The organism is Coriobacteriia bacterium (assembly GCA_041658765.1).
GTDB lineage: Bacteria > Actinomycetota > Coriobacteriia > Anaerosomatales > JBAZZO01 > JBAZZO01.
Window position 1 is genome coordinate 57,173 of record JBAZZO010000009.1, and the last position, 24,099, is coordinate 81,271.

The 24,099-nt window shown below is 68.6% G+C and carries 27 protein-coding genes; 8 read left to right on the forward strand and 19 right to left on the reverse strand.

Annotated features, from left to right (window positions below; genetic code table 11):
• Positions 1-88 precede the first annotated feature (88 nt).
• Complete coding sequence (locus WC971_06820; protein ID MFA5844525.1) at positions 89-817, forward strand: MBL fold metallo-hydrolase; 729 nt, start codon at positions 89-91, stop codon at positions 815-817.
• A 14-nt stretch (positions 818-831) separates the two neighbouring features.
• On the opposite strand, the gene WC971_06825 is transcribed toward WC971_06820, so the two are convergent.
• Positions 832-1,914 carry a PAS domain-containing sensor histidine kinase gene (locus WC971_06825; protein MFA5844526.1) on the reverse strand — a complete coding sequence of 361 codons (1,083 nt, stop codon included), beginning with the start codon at positions 1,912-1,914 and terminating at the stop codon, positions 832-834.
• A gap of 161 nt (positions 1,915-2,075) precedes the next feature.
• Here WC971_06825 and WC971_06830 point away from each other — a divergent pair, with 161 nt between their 5' ends.
• Positions 2,076-3,359, forward strand: a complete 1,284-nt coding sequence (locus tag WC971_06830; GenBank protein MFA5844527.1) for an MFS transporter — start codon at positions 2,076-2,078, stop codon at positions 3,357-3,359.
• 10 nt (positions 3,360-3,369) lie between these two features.
• On the opposite strand, the gene WC971_06835 is transcribed toward WC971_06830, so the two are convergent.
• The 4 genes from WC971_06835 to WC971_06850 form a co-directional block, all read right to left on the reverse strand.
• Complete coding sequence (locus WC971_06835; GenBank protein ID MFA5844528.1) at positions 3,370-3,771, reverse strand: PIN domain-containing protein; 402 nt, start codon at positions 3,769-3,771, stop codon at positions 3,370-3,372.
• A complete protein-coding gene (locus WC971_06840; GenBank protein ID MFA5844529.1) occupies positions 3,764-4,021 on the reverse strand; it encodes an AbrB/MazE/SpoVT family DNA-binding domain-containing protein in 258 nt (85 codons plus the stop codon). The genes WC971_06835 and WC971_06840 overlap by 8 nt, the downstream gene beginning before the upstream one ends.
• 147 nt (positions 4,022-4,168) lie before the next feature.
• Entirely contained in the window at positions 4,169-4,555 is a 387-nt protein-coding gene (locus WC971_06845; GenBank protein MFA5844530.1) for an HsmA family protein, read from the reverse strand.
• Between the two features lie 30 nt (positions 4,556-4,585).
• Entirely contained in the window at positions 4,586-6,169 is a 1,584-nt protein-coding gene (locus WC971_06850; protein MFA5844531.1) for a radical SAM protein, read from the reverse strand.
• 118 nt (positions 6,170-6,287) lie between these two features.
• On the opposite strand from WC971_06850, the gene WC971_06855 reads away from it, so the two are divergent.
• Together WC971_06855 and WC971_06860 are read left to right on the forward strand one after the other, a co-directional pair.
• On the forward strand, positions 6,288-6,572 hold the full coding sequence (locus WC971_06855) for a hypothetical protein (GenBank protein ID MFA5844532.1): 285 nt from the start codon (positions 6,288-6,290) through the stop codon (positions 6,570-6,572).
• Entirely contained in the window at positions 6,565-6,972 is a 408-nt protein-coding gene (locus tag WC971_06860; protein ID MFA5844533.1) for a type II toxin-antitoxin system VapC family toxin, read from the forward strand. Before WC971_06855 ends, WC971_06860 begins: the two co-directional genes overlap by 8 nt.
• A 6-nt stretch (positions 6,973-6,978) precedes the next feature.
• Here the strand turns inward: WC971_06860 and gatB are convergent, their stop codons facing one another.
• The 9 genes from gatB to WC971_06905 form a co-directional block, all read right to left on the reverse strand.
• Positions 6,979-8,478 carry an Asp-tRNA(Asn)/Glu-tRNA(Gln) amidotransferase subunit GatB gene (gene gatB / locus WC971_06865; protein ID MFA5844534.1) on the reverse strand — a complete coding sequence of 500 codons (1,500 nt, stop codon included), beginning with the start codon at positions 8,476-8,478 and terminating at the stop codon, positions 6,979-6,981.
• Between the two features lie 24 nt (positions 8,479-8,502).
• Entirely contained in the window at positions 8,503-9,189 is a 687-nt protein-coding gene (locus WC971_06870) for a PAS domain-containing protein (GenBank protein ID MFA5844535.1), read from the reverse strand.
• Positions 9,189-9,473, reverse strand: coding sequence for a hypothetical protein (locus tag WC971_06875; GenBank protein MFA5844536.1), 285 nt, complete (start codon positions 9,471-9,473; stop codon positions 9,189-9,191). The genes WC971_06870 and WC971_06875 overlap by 1 nt, the downstream gene beginning before the upstream one ends.
• A gap of 51 nt (positions 9,474-9,524) precedes the next feature.
• On the reverse strand, positions 9,525-11,015 hold the full coding sequence (gene gatA / locus WC971_06880) for an Asp-tRNA(Asn)/Glu-tRNA(Gln) amidotransferase subunit GatA (protein MFA5844537.1): 1,491 nt from the start codon (positions 11,013-11,015) through the stop codon (positions 9,525-9,527).
• Positions 11,016-11,318, reverse strand: a complete 303-nt coding sequence (gene gatC, locus WC971_06885) for an Asp-tRNA(Asn)/Glu-tRNA(Gln) amidotransferase subunit GatC (GenBank protein MFA5844538.1) — start codon at positions 11,316-11,318, stop codon at positions 11,016-11,018.
• A gap of 70 nt (positions 11,319-11,388) precedes the next feature.
• Positions 11,389-12,192: a type II CAAX endopeptidase family protein gene (locus tag WC971_06890; GenBank protein ID MFA5844539.1), complete on the reverse strand. Its 804-nt coding sequence runs from the start codon at positions 12,190-12,192 to the stop codon at positions 11,389-11,391.
• The gene (locus WC971_06895) at positions 12,189-12,776 is read right to left on the reverse strand and encodes a hypothetical protein (protein MFA5844540.1); all 588 of its coding nucleotides are present in this window, start codon (positions 12,774-12,776) and stop codon (positions 12,189-12,191) included. The genes WC971_06890 and WC971_06895 overlap by 4 nt, the downstream gene beginning before the upstream one ends.
• Positions 12,773-14,848: an NAD-dependent DNA ligase LigA gene (ligA, locus tag WC971_06900; GenBank protein MFA5844541.1), complete on the reverse strand. Its 2,076-nt coding sequence runs from the start codon at positions 14,846-14,848 to the stop codon at positions 12,773-12,775. Before ligA ends, WC971_06895 begins: the two co-directional genes overlap by 4 nt.
• 4 nt (positions 14,849-14,852) lie before the next feature.
• Positions 14,853-15,146, reverse strand: coding sequence for a DUF2469 family protein (locus WC971_06905; GenBank protein MFA5844542.1), 294 nt, complete (start codon positions 15,144-15,146; stop codon positions 14,853-14,855).
• A gap of 170 nt (positions 15,147-15,316) precedes the next feature.
• Between WC971_06905 and WC971_06910 the strand changes: the two genes are divergently transcribed.
• On the forward strand, positions 15,317-16,609 hold the full coding sequence (locus tag WC971_06910; GenBank protein MFA5844543.1) for a double-cubane-cluster-containing anaerobic reductase: 1,293 nt from the start codon (positions 15,317-15,319) through the stop codon (positions 16,607-16,609).
• 3 nt (positions 16,610-16,612) lie between these two features.
• The gene (locus tag WC971_06915; protein ID MFA5844544.1) at positions 16,613-17,362 is read left to right on the forward strand and encodes an acyl-CoA dehydratase activase; all 750 of its coding nucleotides are present in this window, start codon (positions 16,613-16,615) and stop codon (positions 17,360-17,362) included.
• Here the strand turns inward: WC971_06915 and WC971_06920 are convergent.
• Entirely contained in the window at positions 17,359-18,087 is a 729-nt protein-coding gene (locus WC971_06920; GenBank protein MFA5844545.1) for a UPF0280 family protein, read from the reverse strand. The two genes, WC971_06915 and WC971_06920, sit on opposite strands and share 4 nt — an antisense overlap.
• 102 nt (positions 18,088-18,189) lie before the next feature.
• Between WC971_06920 and WC971_06925 the strand changes: the two genes are divergently transcribed.
• A complete protein-coding gene (locus WC971_06925; GenBank protein ID MFA5844546.1) occupies positions 18,190-19,215 on the forward strand; it encodes a diguanylate cyclase in 1,026 nt (341 codons plus the stop codon).
• Here the strand turns inward: WC971_06925 and lipA are convergent.
• The gene (gene lipA, locus WC971_06930; protein MFA5844547.1) at positions 19,212-20,096 is read right to left on the reverse strand and encodes a lipoyl synthase; all 885 of its coding nucleotides are present in this window, start codon (positions 20,094-20,096) and stop codon (positions 19,212-19,214) included. The genes WC971_06925 and lipA overlap by 4 nt on opposite strands.
• 19 nt (positions 20,097-20,115) lie before the next feature.
• On the reverse strand, positions 20,116-21,501 hold the full coding sequence (gene lpdA / locus WC971_06935) for a dihydrolipoyl dehydrogenase (protein ID MFA5844548.1): 1,386 nt from the start codon (positions 21,499-21,501) through the stop codon (positions 20,116-20,118).
• Between the two features lie 123 nt (positions 21,502-21,624).
• On the opposite strand from lpdA, the gene WC971_06940 reads away from it, so the two are divergent.
• Complete coding sequence (locus WC971_06940) at positions 21,625-22,464, forward strand: 4Fe-4S binding protein (GenBank protein ID MFA5844549.1); 840 nt, start codon at positions 21,625-21,627, stop codon at positions 22,462-22,464.
• 84 nt (positions 22,465-22,548) lie between these two features.
• On the opposite strand, the gene WC971_06945 is transcribed toward WC971_06940, so the two are convergent.
• Positions 22,549-23,220 carry a hypothetical protein gene (locus WC971_06945; GenBank protein MFA5844550.1) on the reverse strand — a complete coding sequence of 224 codons (672 nt, stop codon included), beginning with the start codon at positions 23,218-23,220 and terminating at the stop codon, positions 22,549-22,551.
• A 17-nt stretch (positions 23,221-23,237) separates the two neighbouring features.
• Complete coding sequence (locus WC971_06950) at positions 23,238-23,903, reverse strand: hypothetical protein (GenBank protein MFA5844551.1); 666 nt, start codon at positions 23,901-23,903, stop codon at positions 23,238-23,240.
• Positions 23,904-24,099 lie beyond the last annotated feature (196 nt).

Consider the following 24,099-nt stretch of genomic DNA (forward strand, 5'->3'; position numbering starts at 1 on the left):
ATAGGCGAATCCGATGAGAGGCTTGGACCGCTCTCGTATACTTATCCTGCCCCGAACCGGGCATGCCGGACCGGTACGGAAGGACCACATGCGTATCACTCTGCTGGGCCACAGCACACTGCTGCTCGAGACTTCAGGAGGCAACCTCCTGACCGACCCGTTCTTCCCGCAGCGCTCCGTCGCGGGGACACTGGTCGACACGCCCGCGATGACCCCGGAAGAGGCTGCGGAGGCGGTCGACGCCGTCCTCGTCACGCACGCGCACCCCGACCACTGCGACCCCGGCTTCTTCCGCGTGCTCCCGGCCTGCGTGCCGGTCCTCGTCCCCGCCGGGTTCCGCTGGCCGCATGGCATCCTGCGGCCGGCGGGGACACACGAGCTCCCGCCGCGGGCCTCGCGCAGGGTCGCCGGAGCGTGCGTGCATGCCGTGCCCGCGCGGCACATGGGTGCATGCTGCGGGTTCGTCATCGAGGCTGACGACCGCATCGTCTACGTGGCCGGCGACACGTACCACGGCCGCTTCATGGAGGGGATCGCGAACCGCTTCCGTCTCGACCTCGCGGCGCTGCCGCTTCGCACGGTCCGAGTCGCTCCGGTGATGGACCCCGCGCAGTTGGATCGAGCCGTGACCGACCTCCACCCCGGTGTGGTGCTCCTGCTGCACCGCGGTATCAGGATGGCGTCCGGTCCCGGCGGGTGGCTCGGCGCCGCACTGAACCTCGCCGGCTCGACCGCGGCCGCCGTCGAAGTGCTCACGACCGGACATCCGGGCATGCGCGTCTTGGCGCCGGAGGCCGGCGGTCTCATCGAGGTCTGATCCCGCGTCGGCCGTCAGGCCCAGTGCGGCACGACGAGCGTGAAGGTCGTCCCGCTACTGCTGGTCGACGTCGCCTCGATCCAGCCACCGTGCGCCTCTGCGATGCGATCCGCGACGTACAGCCCGAACCCGTCGCTCGCCTTGCGCCCGGCGGGCCCATCTCCAGCGCGCACGATCTCCCCACGCCGTCGCCTGAGGTCGTCACGACGCGACGCCGGACCGAGGTCCGTCACGCAGAAGCGCGTCTCGTCGCAGTCGTCGCTGACGTCGAGCAGCACGTCGGTGTCGTCGGGCGCGTGCCGCAGACCGTTCGCGAGTAGCCTCGCGAGGGAGGAGACGAGAAGTTCGGCGTCCCCGCGCACCGGCGAAAGGCTGCCGTGGGCGCGCAGCCGGACGCGATCGCCGTCCAACGCGCGAAGGGTCCCCAGCGAGCGCATCGCGATGTCGAGCGGATCTACGCGCTCCACCTCGGGGCGCACTCCCCCGCCCGCGAGACACGCCGCGATGGCGAGCTCGTCGACGATGGCGCAGAGTTCGCGGCTCCGCTCCGCTATCCGATGCGAGAGGTCGGCGGCGGCGGTAACGGCCCCCTGCTTACATGCCGCATCTGCGAGATCGCCGAACCCGGCTATGGCGACGAGCCCCGCTCGAAGGTCGTGCGCCGAGTACCGCACGAAGTCCTCGCGCATCTGCTCGCAGTCCTTGGAGTCGGTGATGTCGTAGCAGGTGGCGACCCGCGTCCCAGTCACGCCTGGGACAGGCACGCCCTGCTCGAGGATCCAGCGGTACCGCCCGTCGTGTCGACGCAGGCGGTACTCCACACGATACGGCTCCCGGGACACGCTCGGCCTCAGCAGCGCCGCGGAGACGTCCGCGGCGTCGTCCGGATGGATCCCCTCGGCCCACCCGCTCCCGATCTCCTCGCGGTTAGACCTGCCCGTGAACTCGAGCCACGCGCGGTTCACTCGGATACAGCGCCCATCAGGCCCGACGTAGCGGACGGGGTTCGGGAACCAGTCGAGGACCAACGGCATCTCTTCGCGGGGGGCTCTCGTCTCGCGTCGTCGGTCGACCGTCCCGGAGAGCTTCTGCGTCATAGCCTGCTCCGTTCGTGGCCTCGTGTGCAGGGTGCTCCTACCCACTTGCGGCGGTCGGGACTCTCACATGCGCTCGAATCACACGCTCCTCCGACGAGCGGTCTCCCCCATACGGGGGACACGGGTTGCACGCGTCCCGGCCTCCGGGTACCGTCACACGGGTGACCCCGACCTCCTCGACATCCTCTCCGCACGCCCGTGACAGGCGCGATCTCGCGCGGGTCGTCGTCGCACGATACGTGTCGCGGATGGGCTCCGAGGCCGCGTTCTTCGTGGGGGTCTGGGGGAAGGCCGCATACACCCTGCACGCGACACCCGCGCAGATCGCGATGGTGATGTTCTCGCTCGCCATCGCCGGTATGCTCGGCAGCACCGTCGGAGGCGTGCTGGTCGACAGGTACGGGCCCCGGAAGGTCATCGCGTTCGGCGAGGCGGCGTTCGTGCCGGCCGCCCTCGCCATCATCCTCGCGGACTCCATCCCGAAGCTCGTCGCCATCACGTTCGTATGGGCGTTCGTCGGCGCACCGGTCGCGACCGCGGGATCGTCGTTCGCCCCGTTCCTGGCGAGTGGAGAGGGCGACCTCGAACGCGTGAACGCGTGGATCGAGGGCGCCGGGTCGGCGGCGTTCATCACCGGCACGGCGCTCGGCGCGACGGTCGCCCACTACGCGAGCGTCGACTGGGTCTTCGTCATCGACGCCGTCACCTCGCTGTTCGGAGCCGTCCTCATCTGGCGAGTGGCGGTGGCCGTGCCCCCGCGTGCCGAAGGCGACCGGCATCCGTTCGCGGAGTTGCGCGAGGGCGTGCGCACCGCCTACAGCCTGCGCAGCGTGCGCTACTACGTCCTCGCGGGCACCCTCACGTGGCTAGGATTCGGAGCTTTCGGCGCGCTCGAACCGCTGTTCTATCGCGACGTCGTGCACGCGGGCGTCGAGGCGATAGGATGGATGAACACCATCTTCGGGACCGGGATGGTCATGGGATCGTGGCTGCTGACACGTCTCTCGCGGCGGATGATCTCGGCGCGCGGGCTCGCCGCTTGCGTCACACTCACCGGCCTGGGCGGGATCCTGTACATCGCCGTTCCTGACCTGCGCTTCATCGCATGCGGCTCGTTCGTCTGGGGCGCGATCATAGGAGTGCTCGAACCGCTGCTGCGCACGCTCGTCCATCGCGACACACCCGAGGGGATGGTCGGCCGCATCATCGGGACCGCGGAGGTCCACCGCCGCGCGGGCGAGCTGCTGCCGCTCGCCATCGCGCCGACGCTCGCCGCGACGCTCGGCGTCCACCGCACGCTCATCCTCAACGGCGTCGTGACCGCGACGATCGCGGCGGCATCATACGGCGAGGCGCGCGCCATCGACCGCGAGGGGCGGCCGCCGAAGGCGGTCCGCATCGAGCGTCTGCGCGCCGACGACGAACCGGTCTCGCCGCTGCGGTAGCCTAAAAGAGCTAGACGACCTTTAGCTCTGGCTCGAGCTGATGGAACTCGGGGTCACCGGTGAGCACGGGTGCGCCGAGCGCCAGGGCAAGAGCGGCGCAATACGCATCGGCATAAGCGATGCGAAAGCGGCCCTTCAGCGCCGCGGCCTGGATCGTGAGCACGGGGTCAGCGTCGACGATCGAGATCGGTAGCCCCTCGATAGCCGCGGCCACCCGCTCCATCTCGGACTGGCCCTTCTCGCGGAACGTCCGATAGAGGACCTCGCCCCAGTTCACGACGCACAGTGGCAGGGTCCGACCGGCTTTTCGGGCCTCCTCGAGCCGATCTCGCACGACCACCCCGACCGGCTCTCCGTGGAGGTAAGCCAGAACGGCCCAGCTGTCGAGGACCGGCGGCGGTACTTCATACACGGTCCGGTCCGAACTTCCGATCCTCGAATTCGAGATCCTCGGCACGGTCCGCAAGCAGCGGATCCGTCATCGACGAACCGCCCTTCAGCATGCCGAACGACTCCGCGATGGCGTCCTCCATCACGGGAATGAGGCTGAAGTGACCTCCGACATCGAGCAGCCTCAGGCGCTGCCCCGCCGAGATGCCGTACTTCCTGCGGATCTCGACCGGCAAGACGATCTGCCCCTTCGACGAGACCTTCACGATCATCGCGCTCACCCCGTTCAGCGCCCATCGCAGCGTCTTACTTCTTGGTTAGATTGTAAGACGATATGACGATCGACGCCAGCCGAGGCTACGCGAGCATCGCAGACGGAGCTTACCGGCAATTGAACGTGATCCTACCTGCGCGCGGACCTACCGCGCGTGAAGCATGCCCTGGATCATGCCGCCGAAGTAGGGCACGAGCCAGACGAGCCACACGGCGAGGCTGTACCGGTGGAACGTCGTGCGCGTGCGCTCGTCGCCGCGACGGATGACGACGGTCGCCCAGATGGCGTGCGCGGCCATCAGCCAGATCCCGACCTGCCCGCTCCATGTGTGGAACGCCGTCCAGTCGAGTCCGCCCTCCGTGAGCAGGCTCATCGTGTAGGTGCCGGCGGTGTCGAAAGTCAGACCGAGCCAGAAAGCGGCGAGGTGCCACGGGAGCAGATAGCGCCGCAGCCGCTCCGCCCACACCCCGAGCGTGTAGAAGACGAGGGCGAGCGTGATGAGTACCGACGCGAGCGCGAGTGTGGATGACATGAGGAGAGTGTACGCCCGCGGCCGGCGCCCTCACAGCTTCCGCAGCCTGGCCTCGAATCCGAGATATCCCGGGTCGCGCAGCATCTCGCGAATACGTCGGTGACCGATCGCCAGGAAGCTCACCGGCGCGAACTTGTACTCGAAGTGGAGCCGCACCCAGCTCTTCACGCGCTGCGGGAAGCGCATGCGGGCGAGCGACTCGCGCTGCCCCTCGGTCAGACGCCGGAAACGGGCGAACGCGCCGCGCAGCGCGGCGGCGACCACGCGGCCCGACGAGTAGAAGCGACGGTACTCCTCGACGACCAGCCCCTGCATCTCGACCGGCGCCATCCGCTGCGGACGTACGACGACATGCATGCCGTCGTAGAGGCTCAGGTCCTCGATCCGCTCGAACAGCAGCGCGCCGTCGGCTTCGTGGCGGGCCGTCCGCCTCGTGCCGGGCAGCGGTGTCTCGAACAGGTACTGCAGAGACGTGACGTACTTGCGCGCGTACTCGCCGTTGCGCCGGACGATCTCCCGCGTGTCGCTGTTGAGCGCCATGAACATCCCGTGTACGAGCAGACCGGCCCGGCGCATCGCCCGCAGAGCGCGGGCCATGCCCGACGCGTCCATGCGCTTGCGCAGCGCTTCGAGATTGCCGTCGTCGGCCGACTCGACGCCCACGCACACGACCGTGACGCCCGCCGCCTTCTTGAGCAGGCGCAGCAGCTCCCGGTCGAGCCGTCCGTCGCGCATGAGCACCGCGTCCGCTCGGATCTGCGTGACGAGCGTGCCCGAGAAGCCGCGCCGCGCGACCGCACGGAGCAGGTCCTTGAACGCGGGCTTGTCGGCGGCCGCGTTGTCGTCGATGAGGAACGCCGCGCGGTACCCGGCGTCCTCGGCACGCACGAGCTCCTCGACGGTGCGCTCGCCGTCCCGTGTGACATAGCGCGGCCAGATCTCGCACACCTCGCAGAAGTCGCAGCGCTGCGGGCACCCGCGAGCCCTCCACACGGGAGCGACCGAACAGCGGTCCGCGAGGTGGACGAGCGAGGCGTCGACGAGCGGAACCGCATCCAACTCCTCGCGCGTGAGCTGAAGGAAAGGCGGACCTTCGACAAGTGAACCGTCCGCGCGCCACACCAGGCCGGGGATGCCCGCAAGCGGCTCGGCGCTGCGACCCGTGAGGGCGTCGAGAAAGCGCGGGAGGGTCGACTCGGCTTCGCCGCGCAGCACGTAGTCGGCACCGATCGAGAGACTGCGGTCGGGACGACACGTCGGCTCGGGTCCACCGAGGACGATGGGGGCGCCCGGATTCTCGGTGCGCACCCGTTCCAGGAGCTCGGCCGTGCGCGGCATCGTGCACGTGATGGTCGAGAATCCGACGACGTCCGCGCCGCGCACCCAGTCCCAGTCCACCGAGTCCTTGCCGCTCACGTCCTCGATGAAGGCGCGCGCATCCCAGCCGGCGTCGCGCAAGACGGTCGCGAGCAGCGCGACCCCGCGCCCCATCGCGACATGCGAGTAGATGTTGAGCCCCGGCGAGCCCGCTTCGATCAGCGCGACGCGCCCTCGAGCTTCCTGCGCGGGCATCCTCACCCACCCCGATCCGAACGCGAGGTCCCAAGCGGTCATCTACTCGCTATTCCCGTTCGTGCCCAGGACGAGTCGCTAGACAAGGGTGTCTCCGCGGAGTATCCTCTTCTAGCACTACCATATGGCACTACTTATCGGCACTACCTGGAGGCTTCCCATGGCCAAAGTGAACGTCTCGATACCGGACACGCTCCTCGCCGAGGTCGACGACCTGGCGAACGGATTGCACGCCTCTCGCAGTGGATTCGTGGCTGAGGCAACCGCCCGCTACGTCACCGAAGTCCGTACTGAACAGGCGCGGCTCGCGCGCGCGGAGCGGATCAGGCGAGGTATAGCAGACGCGCGCAGTCTGTCGGAGAGGATCGGGGCGATCGACGGTGTCGCGGCCGTACGCGACATACGCGACGCGTCGGAACCTTGGCTTGGTGGCGCAAGTGAGTGAGACCTTGGTCGTCGACACCTCGATCGCCTTCAAGTGGTTCGAGCCGTCCGGGGAACGCGCCGTGAGTGAAGCCCGCGCTCTGCTCGATCGCCATGCCGATGGCGAACTGACGATCACGGCACCGGCCATCCTCCCCGTCGAGCTGGCGAACGCCCTGCTGTCCCGAGGGGTCGACGGGGAGATCGTCAAGTCGGCGGCGCGCGTGCTGGCCTCGTTCGACATCATGCTCGTCCAGCCCGAGCAGGATCTCGTGGAGCGCGCGGTGGACATCGCCCTCGCGGACGGGCTCGCATTCTACGACGCGCTGTTCGTCGCACTCGCCGTCGAGCTCGGATGCCCTTTGGTCACAGCCGACAGGCGACAAGCCGCCACGTCGGCCTGTGAGATCCGGCTGCTGTAGGCGCCCTTACCCCCCGAGCTTCCTCGCGAGCACCTCGTTGACGACGCCCGGGTTCGCCTGGCCCTTCATCTCGCGCATGACCTGCCCGACGAAGAAGCCGATCAGCCCCGACTTCCCCGCGCGATAGCTCGCTACCTGCCCGGGATTCGCCGCGAGCACCGCGTCGACGACCGCCTCGATCGCACCGGTGTCGGAGACCTGCTTCATCCCGAGACGCTCGACGACCGCACCGGGAGCCTCGCCCGACGCCGCCATCTCGAGGAAGACGTCCTTCGCCTGCTTGCTGGAGATCGTGCCGTCCTCCACCAGCGCGACGATCTCGGCGACCATCGCCGGGGTCACCCTCGAATCCTCGACGCCGATCCCCTCCGCGTTCAGATGTGCGGAGAAGTCGTTGAGCATGACGTTGCTGACGGCCTTGGCGCGCGCGGCCCCGGAGAGTGTCAGAGCATCCTCGTAGAATGCGGCCAGCGCCAGATCGGAGGTGAGGACCGTAGCGTCGTGTGAGGGAATACCATACTCCGCCATGAAGCGGACCTTGCGAGCGTCCGGCAGTTCGGGGAGGAGCGTCCGCACGCCTTCGATGTAGGCGTCGTCGAACGTGAACGGAACCATGTCGGGCTCCGGGAAGTAGCGGTAGTCGTGCGCCTCCTCTTTCGAGCGCAGCGTGCTCGTGCGCTTGGCGCCGGCGTCCCAGTGACGCGTCTCCTGGACGACGCGGCCGCCCCGCTCGACCTCGTCGGCCTGACGCACGATCTCGTGCTCGAGCGCGTCGTTGAGGGCCTTGAACGAGTTCATGTTCTTGACCTCGCTCTTGGTGCCGAGCCCGGTCTCCCCGCGCTTGCGGATGGACACGTTCGCGTCCACGCGCATCGAGCCTTCCTCCATGTTGCAGTCGGAGATCCCGAGGGTCAGGAAGATGAGCCGCAGCTTCTGAGCGAAGCGACGGGCCTCCTCCGGAGTGCGGATGTCCGGCTCGGTGACGAGCTCCATGAGAGGCGTCCCGGCTCGGTTGAAGTCGACGAGCGACTTCGTCGCGCCCGCGAGACGGCCTTCCGCCCCGCCGACGTGGATCATCTTGCCGGTGTCTTCCTCGAGATGGATGCGCGTGATGCCGATGCGCGTCGAGTACCCCTCGTCGCCCTCGATCTCGACGTCGACCCACCCCACGCCGCAGAACGGAAGGTCGTACTGGGATATCTGGTAGTCCTTCGGCATGTCCGGATAGAAGTACTGCTTGCGATGGAACTGGCTCCAGCGCGCGATCTCGCAGTTCGTGGCGAGACCAGCGAGCACGGTGAGTTCGACCGCCTTCGCGTTCGGCACGGGCAGCGCGCCGGGAAGTCCGAGGCACACCGGGCACACCCTCGTGTTCGGCTCCCCTCCGAAGGCGACCGGGCAGCCGCAGAACATCTTGCTCGCGACCGACGTCAACTCGGTATGGATCTCGAGGCCGATGACGGCCTCCCATGTCTGCAGCACTTCCGCGAGACGGTCCTTGGTCACAGGGGTCCTTTCGATCCGAGCAGCTCAGGTGTCGGATGACGTGATGGGGCGCTCGAACGTGAGGACGACGCCGCCGACGCCGCCGGTCGCGTCGCGCAGGGGCTCGGAACTCACCCGCAGGTCGATCCGACGGCCGTCGTGCCACAGCACGGAGACCGGCTCACGGCCCCTGGCCACATCGGACACCAGCGCCGAGAAGTCGTCCGCCGCCGGACCGCCCGCGGCGCTGACCGTCCAACCCGGGACGGTGACACGTCCCGTCTCGGGATCCTCAGAGAGCTCGAGCGTCTCCTTCGCTGCATCGTTGGCGAAGGAGACGCGACCGGCGGTGTCGACGAACATGATGCCCGCCGGCGCGGCGTCCATGATGTCGGTCATCAACTCGTGCGCGTTGGCGAGCGCGCGTTGCGACCTCAGCACGTCCGTGACCTGCTGCGCGGAGTAGGCGGCGAAGACGGCGCACAGCGTCAGCACGGGAAAGAGCGTCTCCACGTACCCCTCGAAGTAATCCGGGAGGTGGGTGAGCTTGAACTGCTCGGCGATGTCGGCGCCCGTCGAGTAGACGTAGACGAGGAAAGCGCTCACCAGGAACCACTTGAGCGCCGGCGTGTACTCGCGTTCGGGCCGAGTCGGCGTCGACGCAAGCAGCACGGCAGCAGCTAGGAAACATACGAAGCCGACGATGTCGCCGAGGATCGCGACGTTCTCCATCACGCACGCTCCTGCTCGAGGACGACACTGCGCCGGATGACGACCGCGGTCCGAAGGACACACACGCCCGCGACCCCGTACATGACGTGTTGCATCATATTGAACACGTCGCCCATGGCCATGTTCTCCGCCAGCGAGAAGACGTACGACGCATAGATCGCGCCCACCGCGCCGACGGCCCATGGTGTCGCGGTGGAGACCACCCGCAACCTGCGAGCGAACGTCGCGATCACCGGCAAGACGATGACCGCCAGTATCAGCCTGAAGACCTCTGAGTTGCCCATCTCGCCCCCGTAAGACAGGACGGCTCCACGGATCCCGCGGCCCCGTCTACCTTATTCCCCCCGGACCTCTCGCACGAGCGGCGGCGTAGGGTCGAACCCGGCCGACGCCTCATACGCCGCGGCGGCCCGCAAGAGGGTCGCCTCCTCGAACCAGCCACCGATCACCTGCAACCCGATGGGCAACGCGCTTGCCGGACACAGCCCAGCGGGTACGCTCACCGCGCACACCCCGGCGAGGTTCACCGGGATGGTGTAGATATCCGAAAGATACATGGAGAGCGGGTCGTCAGCTTTCTCGCCGACCTTGAACGCGACCGTCGGGCTCGTCGGCGTGAGCAGCACGTCGAAGCGTTCGAACGCCGCGGCGAAGTCGCGCTTGATGAGCGTGCGCGCCTTCTGGGCCTGACCGTAGTACGCGTCGTAGTAGCCGGCCGAGAGCGCGTAGGTGCCGAGCATGATGCGCCGCACCGATTCGGCCCCGAAACCCTCCGACCGCGAGCGCATGTAGAGGTCGAGGACGTCCTCGGCGTCCGCGACGCGGTGACCGTATCGGATGCCGTCGAAGCGGGCGAGGTTCGACGACGCCTCGGCGGGACCGATGATGTAGTAAGCGGACAGGCCGTGTGCGGCGCTCGGGAGCGTGACCTCGCCGACCTCGGCGCCGAGGCCCTCGAACGTCTCCGCCGCGCGGCGCACCGCGTCGCGCACCTCTCCGGCGCAGCCCTCGGCCTCGAGCAGGTCGGTGACGACACCGACGCGCAGCCCGGTCACGCCATCGCGAAGCCCGGAGGCGTACGCGCCGACCGGCGTCTCGACGCTCGTCGCGTCCATCCCGTCGCGCCCCGCGATAGCCTCGAGCGCGAGAGCGCAGTCATCGACGGACTTGCCGAAGGGGCCTATCTGATCGAGCGAGCTGCCGAACGCGACGATCCCGTACCGGCTGACGCGTCCGTACGTGGGCTTCATCGCGACGGTCCCGGTGAGCGCGCCGGGCTGGCGGATCGATCCGCCGGTGTCCGAACCGAGCGAGACGGACACCACGCCCGCGCTGACCGCGGCGGCCGACCCTCCGCTGCTGCCGCCAGGCACGCGATCGAGGTCCCACGGATTGCGCGTGGGCCCGAACGCCGAGTTCTCCGTCGAGGACCCGAATGCGAACTCGTCCATGTTGCACTTGCCCACAGGCAGAGCGCCCGCGTCGAGCAAGCGCCGCACCGCGGTGCAGTCGTAGACGCTCTCGTATCCCTCCAGGATCCGCGACGAGCACGTCGTGCGAGTCCCCAGGAGGTTCATGTTGTCCTTGAGCGCGACCGGCACGCCGGCCAGCGGCGGCAGCGCGGTCCCCGCTGCGCGCGCGGAGTCGACCTTGTCGGCCGCCGCGAACGCCAGCTCGGGCGTGAGCTGGTTGAACGCGTGCAGGCGCTCCTCGACGGCGTCCGCGCGAGCGAAAGCGGCCTCGGCCGTCTCGCGGGCGGTGAAGTCGCCGGCGGCGACTCCGTCGCGCACCTGACGCGCGGTCATCGCGGAGAGGTCGAGTGGCATCTAGCCTTCCCCCCCGACCCCGACGATGCGAGGGATCACGAACGCGCCGTCCTCGGCCTCGGGAGCGTTGAGGAGCGCCAGCTCACGTGGAAGACAGGGCTTGACGACGTCGGGCCGTGTCGAATCGGTCATGTCCAGAGGATGCGCGGTCGGCTCGACTCCTTCGAGATCGAGCTTCTGGATCGTGTCGATGTGACCGAGGATGGCGGAGAGCTCGCTGGTGAGACGCGAGACTTGCTCGTCGGTGAGCGAGAGACGCGCGAGCACGGCGACGTGCCGCACATCCGCTTCGGTGATGGCCATCGCCGGCGTCCTTTCGAGGTGTCTCCGTGTGCTCCCACAGGATACCGCAGCCGGCATCCTCTGCGACGCCCTACCGTCTCGCTACATAGAAGGCCGCAGCGACCGCGACCCCGTTGTAGAGCGAGTGCAGCACTACGGCCGGCCACAGGCTGCGCCGCGAACGCGCGAGCCACCCCGTCGCGATCCCCAGCGCCGCGGCCGGGACCAGCATCCACGGCGTGACATGGAACGACGCGAAGAGCAGCGCGGAGCCCACGATCCCGGCCTTCTCCCCCCAGCGCGCGGCGATACCTCCGAGCAGCACGCTGCGAAAGACCATCTCCTCGACGATGGGCCCGACGACGACGGCCATCGCGACCGCGAGCGCAAGACCGAGGGCGTCGGGGCCGAAGACCGCGGTGAGACTCGATCCCGCGCCGACCGGCGGTCTCCACCCGAGGGCGTTCACGGTAACGCCGTAGACGTACGAGAACAACCGCATACCGACGAGCAGGCCTGCGACGAGCGCCGCCGACGTCAGACGCGAGAGCCAGCCGACGCGCGGACGCCCGAGACCGAACGCCGGCAGCGTCGCCGCGCCGTGACGGCGAGCGAGCACGACGAGCATGCCCAGCTGCGCGAGATAGTAGAAGGTGAGGACCCCGGCCCTCCCGAGGATCGCCCCCCGCACCGTGGCTCGCGAGAGGGCGGACACGCCGAGCGCTGCCTCCTTCGCGACGAGGAACGCGACCATCGCGGCGAGGACCACGACCGCCTCGAGCGGCGTCCACGCCACGCGCCCCGTCGCGAGTGCCGGCCGCTGCCGGCGCCTCTTCACGGGCGCGCCGGACTTGGGGGCCTTCTCCTGCGGGCGTGCCGCGGAGCGGCCGCTCACGCGCCCTCGGCGTCCCGCAACGCTTCGCGGTAGGCGGCGAACTCCGCACTGCGCTCGAGCAGCCCGAGCGTCCGCGGATAGCCGCCCTCCCGCACGACGCTGGCGAAGATCCCGCGAGCCGCGACGTCAGCATCCGTGAGGCGGCGATAGTCCGCTGACAGACGCGTCGTCGACCCGTAGCTGCCGACCATCTTCAAGAGCGCGAAGGCGAGGTACCACACGAGCATCACGTACGAGATGAGTGTGTAGAGAGAGAACCCGGGTATCCCGAGACCGCCCGTCTCGTATGCGGCGACCCGATACGTCGCCCAGATGCGAGGTTGGAACATCCACAGCGCCATCGCGACGACGCCGGGCATGAGGAGCACCGCGATCGTCGCCCACAGTGTGCCGCGGTAGCGCGAGGCCTCGTGTTTCAACTCACGCTCTACCCTGCCGAGAAGGTCGGCGGGTTCTCCCGATGCGTCCATCGTCGCGGGGTCCGGCCGGTACCGCAGCACCCACCGCACGCACCTGAAGTCGATGCCGAGGTACCTGATGTCGCGCCGCGCTCGGCGGTCGCTGTCGGGCCTGTCGCCTCTCATCCGAGATCCTTTCGTTGCGGGACGGACATCGGCGGCTCACCCGTCTCCAGCACGCGGTCGAGGTCGTCCTCGGCGAGCACGGGCACGCCGAGATCTCGTGCTGCATCGAGTTTGTTCCCTGGGTCTGCTCCCGCCACCACGAACGAGGTCTTCTTGCTCACCGAGGAGGAGACCTTCGCGCCGAGCGCCTTGAGCGCCGCCGACGCCTCGTCGCGCGTGCGGCGCGAGAGGGCGCCGGTGAGCACGAACGTGAAGCCGGCGAGCGTCTGGGGCGCCCGCTCGACGGTCTCGTCGCGCATCGAGACGCCGCTCGCCTCGAGACGTCGCACGACGGCGACGTTGTCGGGATTGTCGAAGAACGCCCGCACCGACGCCGCGATGACAGGGCCCACACCCTCGACCGAGGCGATGTCCTCGGCGGAAGCGGCGGCGAGTGAGTCCATCGAGCCGAACGCGGCGGCGAGGAGTTCGGCCACGGTGCCGCCGACGTGGCGGATGCCGAGACCGAAAAGCACGCGCGCGAGCGGCTGTGTCTTCGACGCCTCGATGTTCGCGCGGATCTTGGCAGCCATCACATCGCCCAGGACGACCGGCGCACCGTCCTTCTTCACGCGCCCGAGATCGAGAGCCGCGAAGTCCGCATCGCGGATCGTGTAGAAATCGGCGACATCGCACAGCATGCCGGAATCGATGAGGCGCTGGGTCATGATGATGCCGCTGGAGTTGACGTCCATCGCCCCGCGGCTCGTCCAGTGGATGAGGCGCTCGCGTCGCTGTGCGGGGCACGCGACGTTCGTGCAGCGCGCGACGACCTCGCCCTCCGGGCGCCACACCGGTCCGCCGCACGACGGGCACTCCCGCGGCATCGCCCACGGCACGGCGCCGGACGGGCGCAGACCGAGCACGGGACCGACGACCTCGGGGATGACATCGCCGGCCTTCCGCACGACGATCGTGTCTCCGATGCGCACATCCTTGCGCAGCACTTCGTCCTCGTTGTGCAGCGTCGCCCGTGCGATGGTCGAGCCCGCGACGGTCACCGGGTAGAACTCGGCGCGCGGCGTGAGCGCGCCGGTGCGGCCGACCTGCACGACGATGTCGCGCAGGACGGTCGTCTTCTCCTCGGGCGGGAACTTGAAGGCGATCGCCCAGCGCGGCGCCTTACTGGTGAAGCCGAGCTCCTCCTGCAGGGCGAAGGAGTCCACCTTCACCACCACCCCGTCGATCTCGTACGGCAGAGCGTCACGCCGCTCATTGGCGTGGGCGCAGAACTCGCGGACCTCGTCGCAGGTCGTGAAGAGTCGGATGTCCGGGTTCACGCGGAAGCCGGCCTCGGTCAGCCAAGACAGCGCGTCCCACTGCCCCGCCAGTCCCAGCGAGCGCGCCTCGACGACCTGGTAAACGAAGGTCGACAGGTCGCGTGACGCCGTCACGGCCGGGTCCTTCTGGCGCAGAGAACCCGCCGCGGCGTTGCGCGGGTTTGCGAAGGACGCAAGGTCCGCGTCCTCCTGCTCCTCGTTCAGCCGCTCGAAGGCGGCCTTGGGCAGGAAGACCTCCCCGCGGACCTCCAGCACGTCCGGAGCGCCGGCGAGCAGGCGCAACGGCACCGACCGCACCGTGCGGATGTTCGCCGTCACGTCCTCGCCGGTCGTCCCGTCGCCGCGCGTGGCGGCGCGCGCGAGGCTGCCGCTCTCGTAGCGCAGCGCGATCGACGAGCCGTCGATCTTGAGCTCGCACACGAACCGCAGCTCCCGACCGGCGGTGTCGCGCTCGACCCGCTCAAGCCAGGCGTCGAGCTCGCCGAGGTCCATCGCGTTGTCGAGCGAGTACATGCGCGCGGCGTGGCGCACGGGCGCGAAGGCCTCGCTCGGCGAAGCGCCGACCCGCTGCGTAGGCGAATCCGCCGTCACCAGGTCCGGGAACGCGGCCTCGATCTCCTCCAGCTCTCGCACGAGCGCGTCGTACGCGTCGTCGGAGATGACGGGGGCGTCGAGGACGTAGTACCGGTGCGCGTGGCGGGATATCTCCTCGCGCAGCGCTTCGGCGCGAGCGGCCTCGGTGTCGCGATCCATCGGCCTACTCGTCGCCCCGCAGCTTCTGCACGTGCACGTCGTTGACGGACCAGATGACCGTCTCGGGCACGAAGCGGTTGAGCCGCTCGGCCTCGTAGATCCACACGTCCTTGAGCGTCACCTTGAAGTATCCCGCGCCCTGCCCGACGACCGGTTCGACCTCGACCCCGTTCGCCAGGTACGCGCGCAGCTCCGTCTCCACGTAGTAGGTGAAGACGCGCGCGGCGTCGCGGTATTCGTCGTAGAGCTTGAGCCTGAGTTCGGCCTCGCGCATGTCCAGCGCGTCGATGTCGTCCATGTTCGCCTTCCCCTCTCCGGGCCCGTCTCTAGCGTGGCCCTGTCGAGATTGTATCCGTTCGGCGGCTTCCGCTGCGTATCACTCCTGTTGAATCTTTGTATCAGATTGGGTTATCATCGCACTGTATCGTCACCTTTGGTGGAAACCACAGGACATGGATGGAGCAAACGATGACGGAGACAGTCGACTACACCGGCATGTGGACCGACCTCGGTATCAACCTCCCGGCGCATTGCGCGCTCCTCAACGCGATCCCGAAGATGTACGCGGACGCGTATCTGACGCAGGACGCGCGGCCGGAGGGGATGAAGTACTTCGACTTCGTGCTCAGTGAGATCCACGGCCTTCGCATCCAGGAGCTCGTCGACCACAAGCTCGCCGGCGGCAAGGTCGTCGGGACGTTCTGCCTCTACGTGCCCGAAGAGATCATCCGCGCGCTCGGCGGCGTCGCCGTCGGTCTGTGCGCAGGCGCCGAGTGGGGCTACAACGAGGTCGAGCGGGTGCTGCCCCGCAACACCTGCGCGCTCATCAAGTCGTTCATGGGCTTCAAGATGGACCGCGTCTGCCCGTACGTGGAGTCGGCGGACCTCATCGTCGGCGAGACCACCTGCGACGGCAAGAAGAAGGCGTACGAGCTGTTCTCCGAGATGGCGCCGATGCACGTCATGGAGCTGCCGCAGATGAAGCGGCCCGAGGACCGGACGCTGTGGCGCTCGGAGATCGACCGGCTCGTGACGCGGCTCGAGGAGCTGACCGGCAACAAGCTCACCGTCGAGGGGCTGCGCAACGCCATCCGTGAGGTGAACGGGAAGCGCCGGGCGCTGCAGCGCCTCAACGCGGCTCGCGCGGCCTCCCCCGCCCCGATCTCGGGCAAGGACGCGCTCCTCGCCGTGCAGGTCGCCTTCTACGACGACGTCCCCCGCTTCACGCAGATGGTGAACGCGATCGCCGACGAGCTCGAGGCTAGAGTGCGCGACGGCGTCGGCGTGGCGTCGGCGGACGCGCCGCGCATACTCGTCACCGGCTCGCCGATGGCGATCCCGAACTGGAAGGTCCACGACATCGTCGAGAAGGCCGGCGGCGTGGTCGTCGCCGAGGAGATGTGCACCGGCTCCCGCTACTACGACTCCCTCGTCGACGAGGACGCGCCGACCGTCGAGGGTATGCTCGACGACATCGCGTCGAAGTACCTCGGCGTGAACTGCGCGTGCTTCACGCCCAACACGGCCCGGACCGACGACATCCTCGAGATGGCGAAGACGTACCGCGCCGACGGCATCCTCCACTACGCGCTGCAGTTCTGCACGCCGTACCAGATCGAGGCGCACACCGTCGAGCGAGCGGCGAAGGACGCCGGCATCCCGGTCCTGCGCGTCGACACCGACTACTCGACCGAGGACGCCGGCCAGCTCTCGACGCGCGTCGAGGCGTTCCTCGAGTTGTTGCGCGCCGTGCGGGTCTAGAAGATGCGCGTACTCGGCCTCGACATCGGGTCGCGAAGTGTCGACGCCGTGTGGCTCGACGGCGGGCGGATGGTGCGCCGCGAGATACGCGACACCGGCCACGACCCGCTCGCCGTCTGTGCCGCCCTCATCGCGCTGGACCGCCACGACCGCGTCGTGGCGACGGGCTACGGCCGCCACGCCGCCGCCTCGGCGTTCGGCGCGACGGCGCTCACCGAGATCACCGCGTTCGCGCTCGGAGCGGCGTCACTGCACCCCACCGCCGCGGCGGTGCTCGACATCGGGGGCCAGGACACGAAGACGATCGCCCTCGGGGAGGGCGGTCGCGTCTCCGACTTCGAGATGAACGACAAGTGCGCGGCGGGCACGGGGAAGTTCCTCGAGGTCATGGCGCGCACGCTCGGCTTCTCGCTCGAGGAGCTCGGCGACGCCGCGCTCGCGGCGGAGAGCGGCGTGCGCGTCTCGGCGATGTGCACGGTCTTCGCGGAGAGCGAGGTCACCGGGCTGCTCCATCGCGGTGAGGACCGAGGACGGATCGCGCTCGGCGTGCACGAGTCGGTCGCGACGCGGACCCTCGGCACGCTCGCCAGAGTCGGCGCCTCCTCACCGCTGGTCTTCGCGGGCGGCGTCGCGCGCAACCCGGCGATGGTGAGGCTGGTGCGCGACGGGTTCGACGGCGAGGTCCTCGTGCCGGACGACCCCCAGACCGTGGGAGCGCTCGGCGCCGCGCTCCACGGCACCGCGGAGTCCTAGCCGGCGAGCGGGACGAGCCGCACCCCCCACGCGCCCATCGTCTCGCCGACGACGACGACCACGCCCAGCACGCCGGCGACGGCCCTCCCCGCCTCCAGGGCGGCCTCGACGTCGTCCGGACCGTGGACTCGGTTCCCCACGAGACTCGCCACGGCATCGGCCAGCGCGCCGTCCCGCGCCACGACGAGGGCGGCGTCCGACGAGCCCAGCGAGACCGACGGACCGACCGTCGCCGAGGACGTGCACGCAGCGAGCGGCAGGTCCTCTCCCGGGAGTACGACTCCCACCGCGCCCGACAGCGGAGACGTCCCCGCGTGAAGCGCGGCCACGCGGTCGCGCGAGCCCATGACGTAGACATCGCCGCCGTTCTCGACGACGACCTCCGGCGACAGCCTCGCGAGCCCCCGCGCGACGTGCTCTGCCACCGCTCCCGCCACCGCCGCCATCGGCCCGACTCCGGCCGCGGCGCCGGCCGCCGCCATCGCGCGGACGATCGCCGGGGCGTCGGACTCGACCTCGACGGGAACGAAGGACTCCGCGAACCTCGGATGCGACGCGACATACGCGTCGAGTGCCGAGCGCACCTCCGCGACGAGCGCGTCCGCCTCGGAACGCAGATCTCGCTCGGCGGCGATCATGAGGTCCGTCTCCGCGCGCACGACCTCGAAGGTCACGAGACCCTCGGGGGCGACGCGGCTGCGGTATGTGCGCGGCTCGTACGGCATAGCGTCATCGTCACCCGCTCGCGGCGCGAGGGCAAGCGCGGCCCGCGCATACCGTAGACTGGTTGCGGGAACCATATCCTCAAGAGAGGAGGCCCTATGTCCATGGAACGGGTCCTCGAGTTGTGCATCGAACTCGACACCGAGGCCGAGCGTATCTATCACGCTATGGCGGCCGGATGTCCGGATGCCGCGGTCTCCCAGCTCTTCGATGTGATGGCGGGCGAAGAACACGGCCACATCGGGTGGTGGCGCGAGATCCGCGACGCATGGCGCGACGGCCTCGTCCCGGAGGTGCTCAACGACACGGACGAGCTCGTGACGCGACTCGAGGGCATCGCTCGGCACATGAGCGAGGCGCACGGGAGATTGACGCCGGATTGCGGGACCGAGACGATGCTCGCCCTGGCGGGACAACTCGAGTTCCACATGCTCGACCCGGTCTTCGCGGAGCTGCTCGAGCTCACCGAGCCTGCGCGCGCCGGCTCGCGCTTGGAGGCATACGAACGCCACGTAGACCGCCTCGTCGAAGCACTCGAATCCCATGCCGAGCCCGGCTCCGTGATCGCGTTCCTCGCGATGGCGCTGCGGCGCACCTGGCGCGACAATCGCGCGCTCGCCTCCTTCGCGATGCGCGACCAGCTCACCGGGCTGCACAACCGCCGCTCGCTGGCGGCCTACCTCGAGCAGTGGGCCGCATGGGCGAACCGTTACGGTCATCCACTCGCAGTCGCGATGATCGACGTCGATGGACTCAAGACGATCAACGACACGCACGGCCACGGGACTGGCGACGATGCGCTCGTGGCGGTCGCCGCAGCGCTCCGGGAGGCGGTACGCGCCTCCGACGTCGTCGCGCGCTACGGCGGTGACGAGTTCGCCGTCGTCGCCCCCGAGACCGATCGCGACGACCTCGCGGCGCTGCTCGACCGCATCGTCGCGTGCGTGCACGAGACTTCACTCGCGGATGCGGAAGGCACGCCCGTCGCGCTCTCGGTGAGCGTCGGCGGAGCGGTGGCGCGAGGAGGATCGACACCTACCGACCTGCTCGCGGCCGCCGACGGCGGGCTCTACGAGGCGAAACGCGCCGGTCGCGACCGTGCCACGCCGCCGGCGGTGCTCGGAGACTAGCCCCGAGCCGCCCTCTCGCGCATCTCGCCAGCGTGGTAACTGCTGCGAACGTACGGCGCACTGGCGACGGCGTCGAAACCCATGCCGAGCCCCGCACGCTCGAGGTCCGCGAACACCTCGGGGCGCACGAACTCGGCGACAGGCAGGTTCGCGGGACCCGGGCGCAGGTACTGGCCGAGCGTGAGAAGCCCCACACCCGCCGCGCGCAGATCGCGCATGACCTCGAGCACCTCATCCGAAGTCTCCCCCAGGCCGAGCATCAGGCCGGACTTCGCCGGAACATCCGGTGCGATCTCGCGAGCCCGCGCAAGAAGACCGAGGCTGCGCCCATAGTCGGCGCCGGGCCGCACCTCCGCGTAGAGTCGCGGGACCGTCTCGAGGTTGTGGTTGAAGACGTCGGGACGCGACGCGAGGACCGTCTCGAGAGCGCCATCGTCCCCACCGAAGTCGCTCGTGAGCACCTCCACGCTCGCCTCGGGGACCGCCTCGCGCAGGGCGGCGACCGTCGCCGCGACGTGACCCGCTCCGCCGTCGGAGAGGTCGTCGCGGGTGACCATCGTGACCACGACGTGCCGCAGCCCGAGGCGTAGCGCCGCCTCCGCCACTCGGGCGGGCTCGCCGGTGTCCGGCGCCTCGGGTGTGCGCGACTCGACCGCGCAGAAGCGGCAGCCGCGCGTGCACGCGTCTCCGAGCACCAGGAACGTCGCCGTGCCCGACGAGAAACACTCGCCCTGGTTCGGGCAGCGGGCCTGGCGGCAGACGGTGTTGAGTCGCAGCTCGCCGAGAAGCCCCGTCACCGCGTCGTACGCGCCGGGGCGCGCGACGGGACGCCGCAACCACTCTGGCATGCGCTTGGCGTCGGGGCCGTGCTCGTATGGCATCACGACACCTCGCGCGAGGCTAGAGACCGCACTTGGCGGCGGCGTCGAGCGCGGCCGCCTTCACGACCTCGCTGACCGTCGGGTGCGCGTGCACGGTGTGCGCGATGTCGGCGACCGTCAGGCCGTGACGCATGGCGAGCGCGACCTCGTGTACGATCTCGACCGCGTGCGGGCCGACGATCTGGCAGCCGACGATGCGACCGGTCCCGTTCTCCGCCACCAGTTGCACGAATCCTTCCGCCTCGCCCTCACCGAGCGCCTTACCGTTCGCCGCGAACTTCGAGACCGCCTGGACGGCGTCGATCCCGCGCTCCTTCGCCGAGTCGCGCGAGGAGCCGACCACGCCGACCTCCGGGAAGGTGTAGACGCACGCGGGGACGCATGAGTAGTCGATCGTCTCGCGCGGCTCCCAGCCCGCGAGCTCCGCGACCGCGTTGCGCGCGGCTGCGACGCCCTCCTCCTCGGCGACGTGGGCGAGCATCATGCCGCCGATCAGGTCGCCGATGGCGTAGACGCCGGAGACGTTCGTGCGGAAGAACGCATCCGTCTTGACCGCCGCACGGTCCATCTCGATGCCGGCCTCGGGATACCCGAGCCCCGCCGAGTTGGGGATGCGGCCGACGGCCGAGAACACCACGTCGCTCTCGACCACCGAGCCGTCCGACAGCGTCGAGCGCATCGTCTCGCCGTCCTGCTCGACGCCGGTCACGCTGACGCCGAGGCGGAACGTCACGCCGAGCTTCTCGAGCGCTTCCTGAGCGGCGCGCGTCACGCGCTTGTCGTTGCCGGGAAGCACGGTCGGCGTGAGCTCGACGACCGTGACCCGCGAGCCCGCGCACGCGTAGAAGCACGCGAACTCGAGCCCGATCACGCCACCGCCGATCAGCAGCACCCGCTCTGGGATGCGTGTGAGCGAGAGCGCCTCGTCGCTCGTCCACACGCCGGGAAGGCCGTGATCGATGTTCGGGAGACGGAACGGCACCGAGCCGGTCGCCAGGATGAGGGCGTCGGCGGTCAGATCGTCCTCTTCGCAGTCCGGACCTTCGACGCGCACCGTCTTGGGACCGACGAGACGCCCCTCTCCGCGGCAGACGCGGACCTTCAGCCGCTTCGCTGTCGCCTCGATCTGCGAGCGCAGCTCGACGACGATGCCGTCCTTGCGCTCGCGCAAGCGGTCGAGGTCGATCGTCGCGGAGCCGACGCGCACGCCGAACTCCTCGCCGCGGGCGGCGTCCGAGAGCACGCGCGCGGTGCGCAGGAGGGTCTTGGTCGGGACGCAGCCCCAGTTGAGGCACGTCCCGCCGAGGTGTTCCTTCTCGACGAGGACGACGTCCGCGCCGAGACGCGCGGCTTCGAACGCGGCGTGGTAGCCGCCGGGACCGCCGCCGAGGACGATGATGCGCATGGATGCTCCCTGGTGTCGCTACGTCGGGTCGCGGAGCATTCTAGCACCGAGACACGACCGCTTGCCGCACCCGTTCGTGGCACATACGCTGGTGCGCAGACAGCCTACCGAGAACGGAGCGCGATGTGCCGCTTCTGCGCGCAGCACGGTGACGGCAAGCGCTGGTACCTCGAAGCGTCCACATACGCGTACGACCTCGAGAGCGACCTGCGCCGCCGCGAGTACGTCGTCGGTTTCGTCCGCCACTTCCGCGAGAACCGCGAGGGCATCCTGCGCGCGTACGACCGCGTCTCGCGGCTGCCCGGGCCGTTGCGTCGCGCCGCGAAGGGCTATGCATCGCGCAAGCTCCAGGACCATCACTTCGGGCAGCCGGTCCCCATCGAGGAGTGCGAGCGGATCTTCGACATCGCGACGAGCATCGTGCGGCTCCCGTGCGTCTGCCGCGACGTGGCGGGCACGAGCGACGAGGCGTGCTGCATCGCCATGACGGTCACACCGGCGGACAGCGTCTTCCGCGAGGCGTTCGATCGATTCGATGGCGGCCCGGACACGGGAGCCTTCGACCGCCTCAGCCGCGAGCAGGCGCTCGCGCTCCTGCGCGACTGCGAGGACCGCGGGTTGATGCACTCCGTGTGGACGTTCATCACCCCGTTCGTGGCGGCGATCTGCAACTGCGACCTGCCCAGCGGCTGCATGGCGATGCGCGTCGAGCGCACGATGGGCACGCGCGTCATGTGGAAGGGCGAACACGTCGCGCGTCTCGATGACGAGCGCTGCACGGGATGCGGCGCGTGCGTGAAGCGCTGCCCCTTCGAGGCTCTCGCCAGGGGCGCGAAGGGCGAGCCGGTCCGGCTGGACCGCGGGGCGTGCTACGGTTGCGGCGTCTGCCGCTCGGCGTGCAGGACTGACGCACTCGGGCTCGAGGAGCGCAGGGCCGTACCGGAGCTGGCCGGGGCGTGGTAGCTCCCGTACCACCACCTGTCAACGTGTTGCGGCAACCCAGGGAACCCGCTCGACGCGTCGCTGTAGACGCACTGTTCAGCGCGTCTACCGATTCAGTGACTCCGCGACGCGCAGCAACTGGTCCTCACGCAGGTCCCAAGCTGATACTGTCATGTTGAGATATCTAGCACCGATCCCGGCCGGAGCGGGCACCTGCCAGGCAACAATCGCTGGCGCATTGGCTACGGGTTCAGCCCCATCAACCTGCGTGAACTCTCCTCCTATGACCCCGTCATAGGACCCGATCTTGACGGGCCGATAGCGAACGAACCCGCTCTGCGGGTCAGACAAGTCCAGAAGGAACCTCTGCGTGATGTACTGATCAGCGTCGAACTCCAAGTTGGTCGGCATCTGGGCGACTTCGTACTTCTTGTACTGGACGTAAAAGCCTTCTCCAGCGTCGGAGCCTTGCGGCAACACGCGCACGACCGTGTTGTCGTCCGGGACCTCTGCAGCCTCAGGAACTCGCAGTTCAAATGGTGCACGCTTCCTCGCTGCAGCTAGGGTCAGGACTTCGACCCCCTCGGCAACGCGGGGGCCCCTTTTCAACGCGGACGACGTGATATGAACACTTCCAACGGACTCGTCGGCAACCTGGGAGAGCGCCGGGTTCTTGGTAGCAGTCTTGGCGCAACCGCTCGAGGCAAGGAGCAGAACCGCGAACAGGACGCTGACGGCAAAGACTCCGACGCGGCGTGCCTTGTCTTCGCGCTCCATCTGGCTACCTCCGGTGGCTAGTTGTGGACGGAGTTGTAGGCCGTCGCAGAAACAGCTTGGTAATGGTAAAGATCGCCGGGCGAATCGACGGAAAGGCTCATGCTGGGCCAGGACTTCCATTGCTGAATCGCACTGTAGTCGTAGTACTTGAGATCAGACCAGCTGGCGTAGTTGTTGTCCGTTGCGTAGTGACACTCAGCTTGACTGTAGAGCCACGCACTGGTGATGTTCGGATTGAGGAACGATCCCTGGTAGGATCCGTCGAGATAGTAGTTCCAATACTGTGATCCGGGTCCGACCCATCTCACCCGCCATGTGTGGTATGTCCCCATGGGGGCGCCGCCCCAGTGTTGCTGCTGGTAGACCGCTCCGTTCATATAGTTCTGCGCGAAGTAGTAGGGGTTGTCGGTGCCGAACCCGTCGTTATGCCAACACCAACCGGCCTCGATGGACTGCAGGTCGTTCGAGGTCTTCCCGAATATCGAGTTGACCTTGAAGCTACCTGAAGCAACAGCGGGTGCCGTGGCCAGGATGTACCCGCGCCCCTCGACTCCCCACCAGTACGAGGTTGCCTGTTTCACTCTCGTGAAGTAGCCCGCTGCAAAGGCACTGGATGGCAGCACGATGCCCACAGCCAGTGTCAACGTGAGCGACCACAGCGTGCGCCTCAACCACATGCGCATCTCCTGCCCTCGTAGGTGCAGTCCCAATAGAGAGTATCCCCCCCCCTTGGGGGGGGGCTGTCAAGACGACGCGTTGCCTCAGAAAGAATGTACTCGAAACCGATTCGATGCCTCAGAAGAAAAGGTACTCGAACCGGCCCACGCCGGATCGACCGGCGAAGGGCCACGAGGATGCCGCTTTCGATGCCAGAGAAGA

Excerpts from the sequence above, each read along its gene's own strand:
- WC971_06945 (MFA5844550.1), bottom strand. The coding sequence starts at position 23,220 with ATGGAGCGCGAAGACAAGGCACGCCGCGTCGGAGTCTTTGCCGTCAGC.
- WC971_06875 (MFA5844536.1), bottom strand. The coding sequence starts at position 9,473 with ATGGGCAACTCAGAGGTCTTCAGGCTGATACTGGCGGTCATCGTCTTG.
- WC971_06850 (MFA5844531.1), bottom strand. The coding sequence starts at position 6,169 with ATGACCGCTTGGGACCTCGCGTTCGGATCGGGGTGGGTGAGGATGCCC.
- lpdA (MFA5844548.1), bottom strand. The coding sequence starts at position 21,501 with ATGCGCATCATCGTCCTCGGCGGCGGTCCCGGCGGCTACCACGCCGCG.
- gatC (MFA5844538.1), bottom strand. The coding sequence starts at position 11,318 with ATGGCCATCACCGAAGCGGATGTGCGGCACGTCGCCGTGCTCGCGCGT.
- WC971_06820 (MFA5844525.1), top strand. The coding sequence starts at position 89 with ATGCGTATCACTCTGCTGGGCCACAGCACACTGCTGCTCGAGACTTCA.
- WC971_06950 (MFA5844551.1), bottom strand. The coding sequence starts at position 23,903 with ATGCGCATGTGGTTGAGGCGCACGCTGTGGTCGCTCACGTTGACACTG.
- WC971_06910 (MFA5844543.1), top strand. The coding sequence starts at position 15,317 with ATGACGGAGACAGTCGACTACACCGGCATGTGGACCGACCTCGGTATC.
- WC971_06825 (MFA5844526.1), bottom strand. The coding sequence starts at position 1,914 with ATGACGCAGAAGCTCTCCGGGACGGTCGACCGACGACGCGAGACGAGA.
- WC971_06925 (MFA5844546.1), top strand. The coding sequence starts at position 18,190 with ATGGAACGGGTCCTCGAGTTGTGCATCGAACTCGACACCGAGGCCGAG.
- WC971_06870 (MFA5844535.1), bottom strand. The coding sequence starts at position 9,189 with ATGGAGAACGTCGCGATCCTCGGCGACATCGTCGGCTTCGTATGTTTC.
- ligA (MFA5844541.1), bottom strand. The coding sequence starts at position 14,848 with ATGGATCGCGACACCGAGGCCGCTCGCGCCGAAGCGCTGCGCGAGGAG.
- gatA (MFA5844537.1), bottom strand. The coding sequence starts at position 11,015 with ATGCCACTCGACCTCTCCGCGATGACCGCGCGTCAGGTGCGCGACGGA.
- WC971_06845 (MFA5844530.1), bottom strand. The coding sequence starts at position 4,555 with ATGTCATCCACACTCGCGCTCGCGTCGGTACTCATCACGCTCGCCCTC.
- lipA (MFA5844547.1), bottom strand. The coding sequence starts at position 20,096 with ATGCCATACGAGCACGGCCCCGACGCCAAGCGCATGCCAGAGTGGTTG.
- WC971_06840 (MFA5844529.1), bottom strand. The coding sequence starts at position 4,021 with ATGATCGTGAAGGTCTCGTCGAAGGGGCAGATCGTCTTGCCGGTCGAG.
- WC971_06940 (MFA5844549.1), top strand. The coding sequence starts at position 21,625 with ATGTGCCGCTTCTGCGCGCAGCACGGTGACGGCAAGCGCTGGTACCTC.
- WC971_06855 (MFA5844532.1), top strand. The coding sequence starts at position 6,288 with ATGGCCAAAGTGAACGTCTCGATACCGGACACGCTCCTCGCCGAGGTC.
- WC971_06905 (MFA5844542.1), bottom strand. The coding sequence starts at position 15,146 with ATGGACGACATCGACGCGCTGGACATGCGCGAGGCCGAACTCAGGCTC.
- WC971_06915 (MFA5844544.1), top strand. The coding sequence starts at position 16,613 with ATGCGCGTACTCGGCCTCGACATCGGGTCGCGAAGTGTCGACGCCGTG.
- WC971_06895 (MFA5844540.1), bottom strand. The coding sequence starts at position 12,776 with ATGAGAGGCGACAGGCCCGACAGCGACCGCCGAGCGCGGCGCGACATC.
- WC971_06920 (MFA5844545.1), bottom strand. The coding sequence starts at position 18,087 with ATGCCGTACGAGCCGCGCACATACCGCAGCCGCGTCGCCCCCGAGGGT.